At 73.7% G+C, this 16,758-nt stretch carries 12 protein-coding genes; 3 read left to right on the top strand and 9 right to left on the bottom strand.

Translation table 11 applies throughout. The features are described 5' to 3' along the window. On the top strand, window positions 1-2,264 hold a 2,264-nt coding region (locus AADR41_RS29180), incomplete at its 5' end, for an ABC transporter permease (RefSeq protein ID WP_342284398.1). Between the two features lie 157 nt (window positions 2,265-2,421). Here AADR41_RS29180 and AADR41_RS29175 read toward each other — a convergent pair. The 9 genes from AADR41_RS29175 to AADR41_RS29135 all read right to left on the bottom strand — a co-directional run bounded on the left by AADR41_RS29175 (window position 2,422) and on the right by AADR41_RS29135 (window position 13,259). Then, entirely contained in the window at window positions 2,422-3,354 is a 933-nt protein-coding gene (locus AADR41_RS29175; protein ID WP_342284396.1) for a LysR family transcriptional regulator, read from the bottom strand. A 67-nt stretch (window positions 3,355-3,421) separates the two neighbouring features. Further along, window positions 3,422-4,615: a glycine C-acetyltransferase gene (locus AADR41_RS29170; protein ID WP_342284394.1), complete on the bottom strand. Its 1,194-nt coding sequence runs from the start codon at window positions 4,613-4,615 to the stop codon at window positions 3,422-3,424. 51 nt (window positions 4,616-4,666) lie between these two features. Further along, window positions 4,667-5,695 carry an L-threonine 3-dehydrogenase gene (tdh, locus tag AADR41_RS29165; protein ID WP_342284393.1) on the bottom strand — a complete coding sequence of 343 codons (1,029 nt, stop codon included), beginning with the start codon at window positions 5,693-5,695 and terminating at the stop codon, window positions 4,667-4,669. Window positions 5,696-5,939: 244 nt separating this feature from the next. Beyond that, window positions 5,940-7,892, bottom strand: coding sequence for a bifunctional serine/threonine-protein kinase/ABC transporter substrate-binding protein (locus AADR41_RS29160; protein WP_342284391.1), 1,953 nt, complete (start codon window positions 7,890-7,892; stop codon window positions 5,940-5,942). A gap of 6 nt (window positions 7,893-7,898) precedes the next feature. Then, complete coding sequence (locus tag AADR41_RS29155) at window positions 7,899-10,040, bottom strand: bifunctional serine/threonine-protein kinase/ABC transporter substrate-binding protein (protein WP_342284389.1); 2,142 nt, start codon at window positions 10,038-10,040, stop codon at window positions 7,899-7,901. A 6-nt stretch (window positions 10,041-10,046) separates the two neighbouring features. After that, window positions 10,047-10,871 carry a hypothetical protein gene (locus AADR41_RS29150; protein ID WP_342284388.1) on the bottom strand — a complete coding sequence of 275 codons (825 nt, stop codon included), beginning with the start codon at window positions 10,869-10,871 and terminating at the stop codon, window positions 10,047-10,049. A 202-nt stretch (window positions 10,872-11,073) separates the two neighbouring features. Then, complete coding sequence (locus AADR41_RS29145; protein ID WP_342284386.1) at window positions 11,074-11,703, bottom strand: GNAT family N-acetyltransferase; 630 nt, start codon at window positions 11,701-11,703, stop codon at window positions 11,074-11,076. A 147-nt stretch (window positions 11,704-11,850) separates the two neighbouring features. Continuing rightward, window positions 11,851-12,735 carry a peptidase S1 gene (locus AADR41_RS29140; RefSeq protein ID WP_342284385.1) on the bottom strand — a complete coding sequence of 295 codons (885 nt, stop codon included), beginning with the start codon at window positions 12,733-12,735 and terminating at the stop codon, window positions 11,851-11,853. A 167-nt stretch (window positions 12,736-12,902) separates the two neighbouring features. After that, entirely contained in the window at window positions 12,903-13,259 is a 357-nt protein-coding gene (locus AADR41_RS29135; protein WP_342284384.1) for a winged helix-turn-helix domain-containing protein, read from the bottom strand. Between the two features lie 418 nt (window positions 13,260-13,677). Between AADR41_RS29135 and AADR41_RS29130 the strand changes: the two genes are divergently transcribed. After that, window positions 13,678-13,830, top strand: a complete 153-nt coding sequence (locus tag AADR41_RS29130; protein ID WP_342284383.1) for a hypothetical protein — start codon at window positions 13,678-13,680, stop codon at window positions 13,828-13,830. A gap of 343 nt (window positions 13,831-14,173) precedes the next feature. Continuing rightward, window positions 14,174-16,654 carry a GTPase-associated protein 1-related protein gene (locus AADR41_RS29125; RefSeq protein ID WP_342284382.1) on the top strand — a complete coding sequence of 827 codons (2,481 nt, stop codon included), beginning with the start codon at window positions 14,174-14,176 and terminating at the stop codon, window positions 16,652-16,654. Window positions 16,655-16,758: the final 104 nt, after the last annotated feature.

Genomic DNA, 16,758 nt, shown 5'->3' with positions numbered 1-16,758 from the left:
CACCTCCCGTCCCCGTCCCCGTCCCCGTCCCTGTCACCGTCACCGGGAGCGGTGGTGCCGGGGCGGACACGGCCGTTGCCGTCGGCCGTTCCTGGGCGGCCGCCGCGCTCACCGCGTACCGGCTGACGGACGGACACGCGCCCCGGACCGCCGGTGAGGTGGTGATCGACGGTGCGCTGGCGGCCGCCACCGGGAGCGGGATCGGTTCGCATGTGACATTGCAATTTGACGGTGCTCCCCGGTCGTACACCGTCAGTGGGATCGCCGGCGCCGATCACCGGGACAGGTCCCCCGCCGTCTTCCTCACCGAACACCACCTCGCCGCCGTGGCCGGACACCCCGGTACGGTCGACGCGATCGGTGTCCTCGCCGAGGACGGCGTCTCCGCGGACGCGCTGCGGGCATCGCTCAAGGCGGCGCTGCCCGACCGGGCCCGCGGCGACCGTGAGGTCCGAGTGCTCACCGGCGCGGAGCGCGGACAGGCCGAGCATCCGGACGCGCTGGGCGCCCGCAACGAACTGCTGCCGCTGCTCGGCTCCATCACGGGAACCGTCTTCATGGTGGCGCTCCTGGTGATCGCCACCACGATCTCCCAGGCGGTCCACCAGCGCTCCGGCGAACTGGCGCTGCTGCGTGCCGTGGGGGCGACGCCGAGGCAGCTCAGGTCGGCCGTCGGCCGTGAGGTGAGCCGGGTGGCCGGGGCCGCTGCGGTGCTCGGCGCGGTCGGGGCCGTACCGCTGGGGCTGCTGATGCGGTCGCTGCTGACGACGGACCCGCTGCCGTTGCCGGTACCGGTGTGGCTGCCGCCGGCCGCGACAGTCACGGCCGGGGTGCTCGTCGCGCTCGCCGCCCGTCCGGTGGCGGTCCTCGCGTCCAGGGCCGTCACTGAGCTGCGCCCCGCCGCCGCGCTGGGGGCGGCCGGTGCGCCGGAGCCGGGCGAGCCGGGACGGGTCCGTACGGTCGCCGGGGCGGTGCTGGCCCTGGCGGGGGTGAGCGCGGCCGGGGCGGCGACGGCGCAGGGCGGGCAGGCCGCAGCGGTGGCCGCGTCGGGCGCGGCGACCTCGCTGATCATCGCGGTGGCACTGCTCGGCCCGTGGATCGCCCGGGGGGCGACGCGGGTGCTGGGCACACCGCTGCGGCGGGCCGGCGGGGTCTCGGGCTTCCTCGCCGACAGGTCCGCCGCCGCGCACCATCGGCGCCTCGGTGCGGCAATCACCCCGATCGTGCTGGTGGTGGCGTTCGTCTGTGTGCAGCTGACGGCAGGCTCGACGCTGGAGCGGGCCGCCGACCGGCAGGCCGCTGCCGCGCTCCGGGCCGACCTGGTGGTGACGGGGCCGGCCGGCGGACTGCCGGCCGGTGCGGCGCGGGCGGTGCGCGAGGCCCCGGGAGTGGCGGCGGCGACCGGGGTGCTGCGCTCCGGTGTCGTACTCGCCCACCGCGAGATGGGCGATCCGAAGCTGGACCGGTTCCCCGTGCTGGGTGTGACGGCGGACCAGCTGGCCGGCACGCTCGACCCGCACATCACGGCGGGCGATCCGGCGGACCTCACGGGCAGGGGCACGGTCGCGGTCGGCAAGGACCGGGCCGCCGATCTCGACGTGGGTGTCGGCGACTCGGTGGAGCTCCGTCTCGGCGACGGCGCCGAGGTACGGCTGCGGGTGGTCGCACTGTACGAACGGGCCCTGGGACTGGGCGAGTTCATGCTGCCCCGCGAGGCGCTGGCCGGGCATGTATCGGTCCCGCGCGACCAGCGGATCCTGGTCCGCTCGGCGGACGGCGGGGCGGCCCCGGCCGTACGACGCGCCCTCGCCGCGTACCCGGGTGCCCAGGTGCGTCCCGCGACGGCCGACGACGTACGGATCGCACCGCCGTCCTCGGAACAGGACGACGCCATGGTCGTCATCGGTGTCGGGGTGATCGGCGGCTTCGCGCTGCTCTCCGTGGTCAGCACGCTGTCCCTGATCACGGTGGGCCGCCGCGCCGAGCTCCGGCTGCTGCGGACGGTCGGTGCGGGCCGCCGTCAGGTGCGGCGGGTGCTGGTGCTGGAGACCGGGATGGTGGCGGTGGCCGGGCTGGCGATCGGCACAGTGGTCGCGATGATCCCGCTGCTGGCGTTCGCGGTGTCGTTCACCGGTTCGGTGCCGTATCTGCCACCGGCACAGTACGGGACGCTCGCACTGGCCGTGACGGTGGCGGCGGGTGCGGGGGCGTTGTTGCCGGGCTGGTCCGGGGGCGGGCGCTCCGCACTCGGGCGCCGGACGTGAAGACGCCGGACGGGAAGAAACCGGACGGGAGAGCACCGGACGTGCGAACGCCGGACGTGCGAACGCCGGTCGTGCGAACGCCCCGCCGGTCCGGCCCCCGGCCACGTCCACGTCCGCGTCCGCGTCCGCGAGGGTCCGTACGGCTCGCGGCGCGGTGTCACGGCGACGCGGGCAGGGGCAGCGCCCCCTCCCGTGCCGCCGCGGCGGCCAGCGCGTCGAGCACCGGGGCGATCAGCGGGTGCGCCGACGCCCCCTGCCGCACCGCGGCGAAGACCCGGCGGGTCGGCGCACTGCCCTCCACCGGCCGCAACACCACCCCGGCCAGCTCCATCCCCCGCAGCGCCGACCGCGGCACCAGCGCCACCCCGGCGCCCGCCCCGGCCAGCGAGACCACCGCGCGGAAGTCGTCCGAGGAGTGCTCCATCCTGGGCTGGAAGCCGGCGAACTCGCAGGACAGGACCACCACGTCGTGGCAGGGGTTTCCGGGGTACGGCCCGATCCACGCGTCCTTCTCCAGGTCCGCGATCGCCACCTGGTCCCGGTCGGCCAGCCGGTGCCCGACCGGCAGCACCGCGTCGAACGGCTCGGAGTACAGCGGCACCCGGGTCAGCCGCCGGTCGTCCTCGTCCGGGGCGCCCCGGTACTCGACGGCGACCGCCACGTCGACCTGCCGGTCGAGCACCATCGGCACGCTGGCGTCGCCCTCGGCGTCCTGGACCCGGACCCGGATGCCGGGCGCGGTGCGTGACAGCGCGGCGATCGCGGGGGCGAGGACCAGGCCGATGCCGGTGGCGAACGCGGCGACGGTGACCGTACCCGCGTCGCCCGCGCTGTAGGCGGCGAGCTCCGCCTCGGCCCGTTCCAGCTGGGCCAGCACCGCGTTGGTGTGGGTCAGCAGGATCTCACCGGCGGCGGTGAGCCGGGCGCCGCGCGCGCCGCGTTCGACCAGCCGGTGCCCGGTCTCCTGCTCCAGCGCGGCGAGCTGCTGGGAGACGGCGGAGGGGGTGAGATACAGCGCGGCGGCCGCGGCGGTCACCGTGCGGTGGTCGGCCACCGCACGGAGGATGCGCAGCCGCCGTGAATCGATCATGTGCCCATTGTCCCAGGTCACGGCGGGAACCCTCGCCCGGCCGGGGTTCCCGGCCGGGCTCCGGGTGCTACTCCCCCAGCGCGGCCCGCGCGTCGACGAACGCGTCGACGGCGCGGTTCACGTCGGCCGTGGAGTGCGCGGCGGAGAGCTGGACGCGGATGCGGGCCGCGCCCTGCGGGACGACCGGGTAGGAGAACCCGATCACGTACACACCGCGCTCCAGGAGGAGTTCCGCCATCCGGCCTGCCTTCGCCGCGTCCCCGATCATGACGGGGGCGATGGCGTGGTCGCCGGGCAGGATGTCGAAGCCCTCCTCGGTCATCCGGGTACGGAAGAGCGCGGTGTTGGCGTTGAGCTGCTCGCGCAGGTCGCCGGCGGCCTCCAGCAGGTCGAGGACCTTGAGCGAGGCGGCCGCGATGACCGGGGCGAGGGAGTTGGAGAAGAGGTACGGGCGGGAGCGCTGGCGCAGCAGCGCGACGATCTCGGCGCGGGCCGCGACATAGCCGCCGGACGCACCGCCGAGCGCCTTGCCGAGGGTGCCGGTGATGATGTCGACCCGGTCCATCACCTCGTGCAGCTCGGGCGTGCCGCGGCCGCCGGGTCCGACGAAGCCGACGGCGTGCGAGTCGTCGACCATGACCATGGCGTCGTAGCGCTCGGCCAGGTCGCAGATCTCGCGCAGCGGCGCGACGTACCCGTCCATGGAGAACACGCCGTCGGTGACGACGAGCCTGCGCCGGGCGCCGGAGGCCTCCTTGAGCTGCTTCTCCAGGTCGTCCATGTCGCGGTTGGCGTAGCGGAACCGCTTGGCCTTGGAGAGGCGGATGCCGTCGATGATGGAGGCGTGGTTGAGGGCGTCGGAGATGACCGCGTCCTCGGGGCCGAGGACGGTCTCGAAGACACCGCCGTTGGCGTCGAAGCAGGAGGAGTAGAGGATCGTGTCCTCCTGGCCGAGGAACGTGGAGAGCCGCTGCTCCAGTTCCTTGTGGACCTCCTGGGTGCCGCAGATGAAGCGGACCGAGGCCATGCCGTAGCCCCAGCGGTCCAGCGCCTGGTGGGCGGCGGCGATCACGTCGGGGTGGTCGGCGAGGCCCAGGTAGTTGTTGGCGCAGAAGTTGAGCACCTCACCGGGGCGGCCGCCTGCGGTGACGGCGACCGACGCGGACTGCGGGGTGCCGATCACGCGCTCGGGCTTGTGCAGTCCGGCGGCCTCGATCTCTTCGAGGGTGGTGCGCATGTCGTCGCGTACGGAGTCGAACATGAGGGGTGTCTCCCAGCTGTCTACGGTGGCGTCGGCCACGAGGGCGTCGGGTCAGGAGGTCCAGTCGAGGATGACCTTGCCGCCGCGGCCGCTCGCCGCGTCGTCGAAGGCCGCCTCGAAGTCGCGGTAGCCGTACCGGCCGGTGATCACGGGGGCGAGGTCGAGGCCGCCCTCCAGCAGTACGGACATGGCGTACCAGGTCTCGTACATCTCGCGGCCGTAGATGCCCTTGACGGTGATCATCGAGGTCACGATGCGCGCCCAGTCGACGGCGAACTCCTCGGACGGCAGTCCGAGCATGGCGATCCGGCCGCCGTGCGTCATGTTCGCGATCATGTCGCGCATCGCCTCGGGCCGGCCGGACATCTCCAGGCCGATGTCGAAGCCCTCGCGCAGTCCGAGGTGCTTCTGGCCGTCGGCGATGGTCTCACCGGCGACGTTCAGGGCGAGGCTGACGCCGACCTTCCGGGCCAGTTCGAGGCGGGCCTCGCTGACGTCGGTGATGACGACGTTGCGGGCGCCCGCGTGCTTGGCTACGGCGGCGGCCATGATGCCGATCGGTCCGGCGCCGGTGATCAGTACGTCCTCGCCGACCAGCGGGAACGACAGCGCGGTGTGCACGGCGTTGCCGAACGGGTCGAAGATCGCGGCGACGTCGAGGTCGACGGGGACCCGGTGCACCCAGACGTTGGAGGCGGGCAGCGCGACGTACTCGGCGAACGCCCCGTCCCGGCCGACGCCGAGCCCGAGCGTGGAGCGGCACAGGTGGCGGCGGCCGGCCAGGCAGTTGCGGCACTTGCCGCACACCAGGTGGCCCTCGCCGCTGACCAGGTCGCCGACATTGATGTCGACGACGTCGGCGCCGGTCTCCGCGACCTCGCCGACGAACTCGTGGCCGAGGACGAGCGGGGTGCGTACGGCCTGCTGGGCCCAGCCGTCGTAGTTGCGGATGTGCAGGTCGGTGCCGCAGATGCCGGTGCGGAGCACCTTGATCAGTACGTCCGAGGGGCCGATCTCCGGCTCCGGCACGTCCATCAGCCAGAGTCCCGGCTCGGCCTTCTGCTTCACGAGTGCCTTCACGGCTGTGGCTCCCTGCGCTGGTGCGGCGTTGAGTACCCCGGGCCGGGGGCTCACCTGAACGAAGCCTGCGGCCCGGGGAAGATCGAGAGGGACGGGACACATCGGCAGCGCGCGTCGATCGGCTGCCGCGCACCATCCTCGGCCGTCACGGAGAAATCTGCCGCACCCCGCGCCACAGGTCCATCGAGGTTTTCTTAAGCGCGCCCGAAGATCCGCTTCAGGCCCTCACGCCGGGAACTCGCTTTCAGACCTTCGTGTACGGCCCCAGGAAGCGGGCCCGGCCGTCCTCGACCCGGTAGAGGAAGATCCCGTTCTTGTACCGCACCCGTCGGACGGCGTCGAAGGACAGCGTCCGGGTGATGCCCGGGTGGGTGGTCAGGAAGAGGCGCTGCGTCATGCCTTCGCGCTCCGCCCCGGTGGCGCTGGTGGTGCGGGCCGCGCGGGCGATCAGCCCGACCGCGTCGTACGCCTCGGCGGCCCAGCGGGCGGGTGCGGTGCCGAAGCGCTTCCGGTACGCGGCGGTGAACGCCTTCGCGGCCGGGACCGCCGCCGGGTCGCTGTACGCCTGGGCGAACACCCATCCCTCGGAGGCCTTCCGGGCACCGCTGAGGAAGGCGGGCGCCAGGACCGGCCCCGTGGACACGCGGGTTCCGGTGAACCCGGCGGCCGCCAGGGCGGCGGCGCAGCGGGCGCCCCGGGCAGGGGACGTCGAGGCGAGGACGACGGCGTCCGCGCCCCCGGCGACCACCGCGCGGGCCACCGGGCCGAAGTCGTCGGTTTCCGCGGCGACCGGGTGCACGGTCACCGTCGCGCCCTCGGGCGGGGTGTCCCGGAAGGTGCTCGCGATGGCCCAGGCGCCCTCGGGGTCGGCACCGTCCTCCACGATCGCCGGCCGCCGGGCCGGGCGGACCTGGGACAGGTAGCGCAGGATGCCGATGGCCAGTGCGTCGTCGAAGGGGCGGAGCACACAGAGCGTCTTGACCGCCGCCGGCTCGGCGGTGGTGGACCGGGCCGAAACGACGGTCTGGGCGAGGTCGGTCCGCTCGTAGCGCTCGACGACGGCTTCGGTGACGACGTTCCCGGTGGGGCCGACGACGGCCAGCACCTTCGGGTCGGCGGCCAGCCGGTCGGCGACGCGCAGGGCGCGGGCTGGGTTCCCGGCGTCGTCCTCGGCGCGCAGGGCGATCCGGAAGGTGATGCCGGCGCGGGCGTTGTGGTCGTCGACGGCAAGCTGCATGCCGCGCCGGTGCGCCAGGCCGACCGCCCGGCCGGGGCCGGTCAGGTCGGCGTGCAGGCCGATGGTGTGGACGGGGACGGGGAGCGCGAGGGCGGTGGCGGAGCGTTCGGCGATCAGGGCGGACAGCCCCGGCGGTGCCCAGGAGGGGGCGGGGGCGTGCCCGGTGCCGCCGAGCCGTTCCTCGACCTGGCGTGCGGTGGGCCGGTCCGCCGGGTCCTTGGCGAGGCAGGCCTCGACGAGCGGGAACAGTTCGGGCGGCAGGCCACGCAGATCCGGTGGCTCGTGCACGGTGCGGAACAGCACGGCCGCGGCCCCGTCGTCCCCGAAAGGGCGCCGCCCGGTCGCCGCGTACGCCAGGACGCAGCCCAGCGAGAAGATGTCGCAGGCCGGTCCGAGCGGTCCCGCCGACGCCTGTTCGGGGGCGAGGTAGCCGGGGGTGCCGATCACCGCGTCGGTCGCGGTGAGGGCGGTGGCGCCCTCGTGGCGCGCGATGCCGAAGTCGATGAGCCGGGGCCCGTCGAGTGCGAGGAGGATGTTGCCGGGCTTGACGTCGCGGTGGACGAGACCGGCCCCGTGCACGGCGACGAGGGCGCCGGCCAGCCGGGCGCCGAGGGCTCGGACGGCCGTGACCGGCAACGGCCCCTCGGCGGCGACGACCTCGGCCAGCGAGGGGCCGGGGACGAACCCGGTGGCGAGCCAGGGTTCTCGGGCCTCGGCGTCGGCGCCCGTCACCGGGACCACCCAGGGCCCGGTGACCCGGCGGGCGGCCTCGGCCTCACGCCGGAACCTGGCCCGGAAGCCGGGGTCGGTGGCGTGCTCGGCGCGGATCACCTTCACCGCAGCCAGCGCCCCGCCGGGGGAACGGGCCAGGTAGACCACGCCCATGCCGCCCGCGCCGAGCCGCACCAGGGTCCGGTACTCGCCGACGGTCCGGGGGTCGTCCGGGGTGAGCGGTCGCATGCCCGGTCAGTTCTCGGTCTGGGGGGCCGGGCCGAGGTAGCGGAACGCGCCGTCGCGGACTCCGTAGAGGTAGGCGGTCATCCCCTTGAGCCGGTTGTCCTTGCCGAAGGCGTAGTCGCGGGAGACGCCCTGGTACGAGGAGGCGGCGATCTTCGCGACGAGGGCGGCCCGGGCGGGTGGCCGGTTCTTCCGGGCGAGGGCGGTGACGGCGGCGAGGACCAGCCCGGCCGCGTCGTACGCCTCGGCGGCCCAGGGGGCGGGGGCGCCGCCGTACTTCTTGCGGTGCGCCGCGGTGAACTCCTTCGCGGCGGGGACGGTCTCGGCGACACAGGGCGAGACGAACTCCCAGCCCTCGGCGGCGTCCCCGGCGTCCTTCAGGAAGCGGGCGCCCATGACGGTGTGCATCGCCATGCGGGGGCCCTTGTACGGGGTGGCGGCGAGCGCCCGCGCGGCGCGGGCGGCCCCGGCCCGGTCCCCGGCGTGGAAGAAGGCGTCGCTGCGGTGTGCGAGCAGGTCGGCGACGACCGGGGCGAGGTCACGGGTACCGGCGGGCACCACGCGCGGGTAGGTGGTCCCGTCGGTGGTGTCGACGACGATCCGATTCAGAAGGTAGCTCGCCAGGTACGCGGACTGGCCGCCCGCCCGGTCGAGGAGCACGCCGAGCCGTTGCACGTCGGGCCGGAGCACCAGCCGGTTGCGGATCGGGTACGCCAGCGCGGCGTCGGAGGGGACTGCCTGGAAGAAGGACCTCATGGATCGTACGGCGAAGGTGAGTTGCTGGGACGACACGGTGACGAGCGGCAGCATCGCCTCGTCGTAGGTTCCGAGCACCGCGGTGGTGACGGGTTCGTCGGTGGGGCCGACGACGGCGAGCACGTCGCGGTCCCGGGTGAACCGCTCGGCGGCGCGCTTGCCCTCGGCGGTCGTGCCCCGGTCGTCGATCACCTTCACCCGCAGCGTGAACGGCTTGTCCGTATGGGAGTTGAACCGGTCGACGGCGAGCCGCACTCCGCGTTCCTGGGCCCGTCCGACAGCCGCCCGGGGCCCGGACAGGTCGGCCTGCACGCCAATGGCCCAGGTCCGGGGGCCGGCCCCGCCGGAGCCGGCGGTGTCGTCGTCGCGCAGCCACTCGCGCACGGCGAAGGCACCGCCGCCCGCGACGGCCACCGCTCCGGCGCCAGCGAGGAGGAGCAGCCCGCGCCGGGCCGGGGCGGGGGCTCGGGCCCCGGGGTCTTCGGCGACCGTGGCGTCGATGCCGGGCAGGGCCAGGAGCGCGGCGGACCGGTCGGCGATCAGCCGTACGACGGCCTCGGGAAGCCAGTCGATCGAACCGTCCGGGGCGTCCTCGGTGATCCGTCCGTCGAGTGCGGCGGCGGTGGGGCGGGCGGCCGGGTCCTTGTCGAGCAGGGCGCCGAGCAGTGCGCGCAGTTCGGGGTCGTCGATACCGTCGAGATCGGGCGCCCCGTGGACGGTGCGGTAGAGCAGGGCGTCCAGGGCCCCGCTGCCGAAGGGCGGTCGCCCGGTCGCGGCGTACGCGAGGAGGCAGCCCAGCGAGAAGACGTCACCGGCGGGCCCGACGGCGGCGGCGCCCTCGGTGGCCTGTTCGGGCGCGACGAAGCCGGGGGTTCCGACCACCATGTCCGTGGCGGTCAGCGCGGTGGCGTCGGTGACCCGTGCGACGCCGAAGTCGATCAGCCGCGGCCCGTCGGCGCCCAGCAGGACGTTGCCGGGTTTGACGTCGCGGTGGACGAGCCCGGCCGCGTGCACCGCTGCCAGGGCGCGGGCCAGCAGCCGGCCGAGGACCCGGACGCTCCGTGCGGGCAGCGGGCCGCACCGGGCGACCGCCTCGGACAGTGCGGGGCCGGGTACGAACTCGGTGGCCAGCCAGGGGCGTTCTTCCTCCGTGCCGGAGCCGGTCACCCGTACCGCCCAGGGGCTGTCCACCCGGCGCGCGGCCTCGGCCTCCCGGCGGAAGCGGACCCGGAAGTCGGCGTCGCCGGCGTGTTCGGGCAGGATCACCTTGACGGCGGCCAGCGCCCCGTCGGCGGTCCGGCCGAGGTAGACGGCGCCCATGCCACCGGCGCCGAGGCGCCCCAGCAGCCGGTGTCCGCCGATCCATGACGGGTCCGAGGCCCGCAGCTCCTCCATGCGCCCTCAGCCCTTCTTCTTCCCGACGGCCTCGTGCAGCCGTATCAGCATGGTGCTCTGCGCCTGGACGCCGAGGTCGTCGATCTCGGTGTCCGTCCACCCCTTGGCGCCCTTGGCGGTCACGGCGAAGGTGAACCGGAGGATCTGGTCCTGCTCCCAGAAGTACGGGTGGGGGCCGCCGAGTTCGGTGCTGCGGTACTCGCCGGATTCCATCAGCGAGTCCTCGGAGTTGATCTGGTTGGCCTCGCCCCGGCCCAGGGCTCCCGCGCCGAGTCCGCCGATGAACTCGCCCTGGCGCAACTGCTGCGTCGGGCAGCGCATCGACTCCTCGATCGATTCGGCCATCTCCCACCGCGCGCCGTCGTCCGTGCGGTGGACGGTCACGATCGCGGCCAGCCGCAGCGGCCCCTTGCCCTTGGCGGCGGGCACCTCGAAGGAGCGGGTGAGGGTGGCGAGGATCCCGCGGCCCGGATCGCCCTGCTGCCATACGCAGTCGTCGTCAAGCACCGGCCAGGAGTCCGGGCCGCTCTCGTACGGGGTGCGTGCGACGACCCCGGGGCCGAAGCTCTCGGGATCCGCGATGACCTGGTCGATGAGGTCGAGGGCGGCTTTCCGCGTGGTGGGCAGCCGTGCCGGGTCGGCGTCGATGACGGGCTCGCCCGTGGCGTCGGGGTTCTCTCTTCCGGTGGCGGCCGGGGAGGCGCCCGGCCGCTTCTTCGCCGCGTCCCCGTCCCCTCCACCGCCCCCGCCGCACGCGGTCACCAGCAGCAGTGGTACCGCCGCCAGGACTCCGTACCCGCGCCACCCGCGTATCGGCCCGCCGCGCACCACGATCGACCACCCCCCGTATCCCCGAAGTCGTGTCGATCCTATGAGTACGGAAGGAGGGCTGCCGGTTCCCGGGGAAACCATTGCGCCATCAGGACGTCCGGGATTCCCAGACGAACGCCGCTATCAGCGATGAATCGACAAGTGGGTTGATTCCCAACGGAGTTGTCGTCACCGATAGCGGCATACGGAGGCGCTGTCCGGGCTACTTCCCCTCGGGCTCCGGGTCGGTGGACAGCCGGGCGTGCAGGTGCTCGTCGTGGTACTTGCCGTCGCCGAAGCGGTGGGAGTCGCGCAGGGTGCCCTCGGGGAGGTAGCCGCAGCGGTCGGCCACCCGGCAGGACGCCTCGTTGCCGACGGCGTGGGCGATCTCGATGCGGCGGACGTCGGCCGTCGCGAAGCCCCAGCTCGTCACCGCCCGGGTTCCCCGGGTCGCCAGGCCCCGCCCGCGGGCGGCCGGCAGCAGCCAGTAGCCGATCATCGCCAGCCCGTCCTCGCGGTCGACCCAGCGCAGGTTGACTCCGCCCAGCAGGGTGCCGTCGGTGGCGTCCAGGGCGGCGAAGGGGGCGGCCGCGCCGCGTTCCCACACTCCGTCGCGCGCCTCCACCCATGCGCGGGCCGCGTCCCGGTCAGTGATCGCGATGGGGTTCCAGAGGGCGATGTCCGGGTCCGTCCCGGCGGCCACCAGGCCGTCCAGTACGGCTTCCGATCCGGCTTCCTCCCGGGCCCAGGGGCGCAGCACCACGTCTCCCAGATCCAGGGTGGTGCGGACGAAGGACTTGCGGTCGACGGGGCCGGGGTTCTGGGCGGCCTGCGGGGAGGAAGAAGTGCTCATGGCACCCTTTGTAATGGAACGGCAAAGCTTTGACCAGCGTTTTTCTCTGGACCGGCGGTGCGTCCCGGGCGACACCGCGCCGCACACCGAAGTCGGCACCGGTGCGCGGCGCGGCGGGCCCCACGGGTCACGTGCCGGACGGCGGAGTCAGGAAGAAGCCAGCTCCGTGACGTTGTCGGCCTCCAGCACCCACGTCGCGCTCAGGCCGCCCTCCTTGACCCGTGCTTCGCCGTCTCCCTTGACCACGCCGATGCGGTTGCCGGACAGGGCGATCTGAATGGCCTGGTTGTACTCGTGGACCCAGGTGGCGCTGAGGCCGCCCTCCTTCACGTGGGCCTCGCCGTTGTCCTTCAGGATGCCGATGCGGTTGCCCGACAGTTCGAGCTGGATGACGTCGTCGGCCTCGCGCACCCAGGAGGCGCTGAGACCGCCCTCCTTCACCCAGGCGACACCGTTGCCGACGAGGACGCCGATGCGGTTGCCGGCCAGGTCGATGCCGATGGCGTTGTCGGACTCGCGTACCCAGCTGGCGCCGAGACCGCCCTCCTTGACCCACGCGACCCCGTCACCGGTGACGACACCGATGCGGTTGCCCGACAGTTCGAGCTCCTTGACCTTGTCGGACTCCTTGACCCACGTCGCGCTCAGGCCGCCCTCCTTCACGTAGGCGCCACCGTTGTCCTTGAGGACGCCGATGCGGTTGCCGGACAGCGCGATCTGCTTGACGTCCGTGGCTTCCTTGACCCAGGTGGCGCTGAGGCCGCCCTCCTTCACCCACGCGACCCCGTCGCCGGTGACGACACCGATGCGGTTGCCGGAGAGAGTGATCTGCTTGACGTCGCCCGACTCCTTGACCCACGTGGCACTGAGGTCGCCCTCCTTGACGAAGGCGTCACCGTTGACACGCAGGGTGCCGATGCGGTTGCCGCCGTCGCCGGAGACCGTGCCGGGAACCGCGCCTGCCCGGGTCGTTCCGGCGAGACCGGCCAGGGCCAGCGCGGCGACCGCCGCGGCAAGTGTCCTGCGCTTCATTGGAACATCTCCTCAGTTCGGATGGCCCCTTGGATCCGTCGAGCGGAGCCGTCGGGGAATCGATCGGTCCGAAGACGACCAACGAGCGGCGGGGCGCCCGGTACCTGAGCCATTGAGGTGAGCCGGGCGCACTGGGCACGGTCCACCGCGCCCCCCGAAATGCGCCGTCAAGAACCGTGGTTGAGGAGGTTGTGACCTGCGGGAGTGATGGTGTGGAGCGCAGTGTTGTGATGCCGGGTGGTGCGGGTGAGGCCCGCGGCACGGAGGACGGTCGCGTGCTGGCTGGCGCCGGCCGGGGAGATACCGGCGTGGCGGGCGAGTTCGGTGGTGGTGCAGCCAGGACGGTCGGCAATGGTCCACAGCACCACGGCGCGGGTATGGCCGAGAAGGGCCGTCAGCGAGCCGGAAACGGTGAGGGTTCGCGCGGTGCCGATGCGGGACGGAAAGTGATCGGTGTCGCGGAGGCCGACGGGGTAGGTCAGCCACGGCTGGGGTTCGGCCCTGTCGTCCAGCGCGGGGTACACCGCCCCGAAGACCGAGGGATCAGGAGCAGGCCGCGCACAGAGCCTGTCCGGGATGTCGTTATTCGGGCCAGGTCAAATCACGTCGATCGCCGATGCGCCGCCCGGCCACTCTTGTCCGTGAGCGAGCACGAACTCGGTTCGGTTCATCCCTGGCCGTAGGCCGCCCGACCCGGATGCGGTCGGACGGCCGGGACAAGGGGGAGTCGGGGCCGTCCGGCCGTGTCCGTGTCGCTCCGAGACGGTTTCCGGCACCGCGTCGGGAACCCGCAACGCACACAAGAGATGAGGAACGCGTCATGCGTATCAGCCATGTCCTTGCCGGCACAGCAATGGGTGCCGCTCTGCTGCTCGGGGGAGTCGTCGCCCCCCGGCCCAGGCCGCCGCCGCACCCGCTGACTCCCGGAGCGCTTCCGCCACCGTGGCGGCGACCTGGCAGGAGACCGGCGAGTACTTCTCGGCGAAGCCCCGTTGCGACCAGCGGGCGTCGTACTACCTGGCCGCCTCGAACGTCTACGACTACAAGTGCAGGCCGAGCGGCAGCCTCTGGGCCGGCTGGGTCCTCGCCGACTGACGGACCCGGCTCCATCGGCGGGTGCGGGACAGGCGGTTGGCCCGTCCCGCACGATTCCAAGGCCGAGCAGGGCCCGCGGCTCGCGCTCTCCCCCACCGCCCGGACCGGCTTCGTCATGTACGCGGTGGGCACCGCGCGCGTCTGAGACACCGTGTCGTGCACCGGAGCGATTCCGGTGCGCGGCACGGCCGTTCGGCGTGGCGCGCGGGCGAGGCGCACGCCTTGATAGCGTCGCTCCCGCGATCGCGGTTTCCGCCTCCCGCCGGGGTCGTCGCCGTGCGTCGTACGGTCCGCCCCGAGGGGCACGGGGAGTTCTGCGGCAAGGACGAAGAGGGCCCGACGCATGAGTCTCGCGCAGTTGCACTACACCTCTGCTTCTGCTGCTTCCGCTGCCTCTGCGGACGACGACGGGGGCGGCAGCGGCGCGCACTTCACCGCTGTCGGCACAGGACTGCCCACGCAGGTGCTGGCCGAGGCCGAACAGCTCCTTCGCTACGATCCGCCCGCCGACGCCCCGCACCGGCCGACTCCCGACCAACTCCGTTCCCTCCCGGAGGCGTTCAGCTTCAGCGCACTGCCGGACGGCGGACACCTGCTGTCCCGCACGGTGGCGTACGCCGGTCACGGCACCCTCGGGTTCCACGCGCACGCGGTGCATCTGGAGGCCGGTACGCGACTGCCGGGCGATGCCCTGCCGATCACCGCCTGGCGGTCGCCGAACTGGGCCTCGACCCCGCCGGACGGCGGCACTCCCGAGCGGATATCCACGCTGCCCGCCTCCGCCGCCTTCGGCCCCGAGGCCCTGAACGACTTCGCGGTCTCCCGGAGTCCCTGGCTGGCGGCGGTCTTCGCCGACCTGCGCCGGGTGTGCGAGGACCCGTCGGCGGGACGCCTGGTGCTGGTGGAGCGGCACAGTGCGGATGTGGCCAGGTGGATCGCCCTCGCCTCGGCCGTGCTGCCGCCGGACGACGCGCACCGGCTGACGTTCACGACGTACACCCGCCGCCCGGCGCACTCCCCGCACCAGGTCGTCGGAGTACTGCCACAGGATGCCCCGCCACCGGAGGGCTCCAAGGGCTCGGGGACCGGGCCGCTGCGGGTGCGCGACTGCGCGGGCGCCCGGCCGGGCGGGCCGGTGGACGACGCCTGGGCCGAGACCTGCGCCAGGATCTGGCGGAACCGGTCCCCGGAGTTGTTCCGGGCGGCGGCCGAACTGCCCGGCGGGCCGTTCGCCGCCGGACCGCTCGCCGTGACAGCGCTCTGCGCGGGCGTTCCGCTCGGGGCGGCCGGGCGGGCTGCGGCGGCCGAGTGGGCGGCCGAGCGGCCGTACGCGCTGGACGAGGAACGCACCCACCGGCTCGCCGATGCCCTGACCGACCCCGACATCGATCGCACGCCTCATGAACTCGCCGCCGTGGCCCGGTTGTTGACCGCGCTCGATGGAAGGGCCCCGGCCGCCGTAACGGGCTCGCTCGGTGCCCTGCTGGTGACGGTGGCGGTCTACGGGGGTGATGTCTCCGTGGCTCCCCCGGGGCGCTCGGTCTTCGCCGAGCCGGGCGGGGAACGCGTCGCCGCGGCACTGGTCGAGGCCGTCGGCGACGATCTGCGCGCCGAACTGGCCTCCGGCGGGCCGGTCGTCCCGGACGGCTTGCCCGGGCGGAGCGTGGGGCGCACCGTGCAGTTGCTGAGGATCGCGCGGCTGCTCGACGTGGACTGCGCGGAGTTGCTCCCCGCCGTCGTGAGCCGGATGGCGCGGTCCTTGCTGGACGAAGGGGTGGGCGGCTTCGGGCCGGTGCTGCTCGACCTGTTGGACGAGCAGTTCGATGTCCGTACGGCGCTCCTCGGTGAGCTGGACCGGATCGCACCGCAGGACCCGCCGGCGACGGAGCGGTTGCTGGCCGGGGTCGCGCTGCCGTTCACCGGGGCCCAGGCGCTGCCGCATCTGCGGATGTGCGCGGCTGCGCCGGACGCCAGGGCCGGGGGCGGCGACGACCGGGGGAAGGTGTTGAACGCGGTGCTGCGGGCCGGTGGCATGTCACCGTTCACCGAGCCGCTGGTGCTGCGCACGGCGGTGGGTCTGGTCTGGGGCGACGACGTCCCCACGGTGGGCGAGGCCCGGCTGCTGCTGGCCGGGAGCACGTCCGACGCGCATCGTACGGCCGGTACGTGGTCCGTTCTCGTCGCGGCGGCGCTCGGTGCCTCCGCCGACGAACCGGAAGGCCCCGAGCTCGCCCATGACCTGTTGCGCGGGTTCCCGCAGGAGATCGACGCGCGGGCGCGCGGTGCGCTGCACCTCCTGGAGTTCGCGCGGGACCTCCGGTCGGGGGCGGCGGGGCCCGGCTGGGCGGAGCAGGCCCGGACGCTGTGTGCCGGGGCCGAACCGCTGGAGCCGGGCGTGCGCGAGCAGGCGTTCGGCGCCCTGGCCGGGCGGTTGCTCGACCCGGACCGGCCCGAGGCGGAGCTGTACGCGTTCGTCCACTGCGACGATCCGGACCTCATCGCGGCCTACGGCAGCGCCGCCCGCCGGGACGCGGTGCTCGCCCGGCTGCGCTCCGATCCGGCCTATGCCGCGGACTGCTTCACCGTCTGGAGTTCCCATCCGCACGCGGGCCGTGCCTGGAGCGAGACCCGGGCGGCGCTGCTGGAGGAGGTGCTGCGTCCGGTGGTGCGCGGGCTGTCCGCCGGCGAGGTGACGGCGGTGGAGGAGGCGGCCGAGCGGGCGGGCAGCAGCCGTACGGCGGAGGCGTTCCGGGCGTGGAACCGGCCGGACGGCTTCCGCAGACGGCTCGGCAACAGGCTGGCGGCACGGGTCCGGCGGTCATGAGAGGCCCTCTCGGCCCTTCCCGGACGGGACACGGAAGTCGTGACCCGTCCTGGGTGACCGGTACCGTGTGACATATCGATCTCGTGCGCTCCCGGCGGGCTGCG

The organism is Streptomyces sp. CLV115, from assembly GCF_038448545.1.
In the GTDB taxonomy this organism is placed as follows: Bacteria; Actinomycetota; Actinomycetes; order Streptomycetales; family Streptomycetaceae; genus Streptomyces; species Streptomyces sanglieri.
This window is presented reverse-complemented; position numbering and strand designations above follow the sequence as displayed.

Coding starts and splice junctions, on each gene's coding strand:
- AADR41_RS29145 (WP_342284386.1), bottom strand. CDS start 11,703: ATGAGCACTTCTTCCTCCCCGCAGGCCGCCCAGAACCCCGGCCCCGTC.
- AADR41_RS29155 (WP_342284389.1), bottom strand. CDS start 10,040: ATGGAGGAGCTGCGGGCCTCGGACCCGTCATGGATCGGCGGACACCGG.
- AADR41_RS29140 (WP_342284385.1), bottom strand. CDS start 12,735: ATGAAGCGCAGGACACTTGCCGCGGCGGTCGCCGCGCTGGCCCTGGCC.
- AADR41_RS29170 (WP_342284394.1), bottom strand. CDS start 4,615: ATGTTCGACTCCGTACGCGACGACATGCGCACCACCCTCGAAGAGATC.
- AADR41_RS29160 (WP_342284391.1), bottom strand. CDS start 7,892: ATGCGACCGCTCACCCCGGACGACCCCCGGACCGTCGGCGAGTACCGG.
- AADR41_RS29125 (WP_342284382.1), top strand. CDS start 14,174: ATGAGTCTCGCGCAGTTGCACTACACCTCTGCTTCTGCTGCTTCCGCT.
- AADR41_RS29175 (WP_342284396.1), bottom strand. CDS start 3,354: ATGATCGATTCACGGCGGCTGCGCATCCTCCGTGCGGTGGCCGACCAC.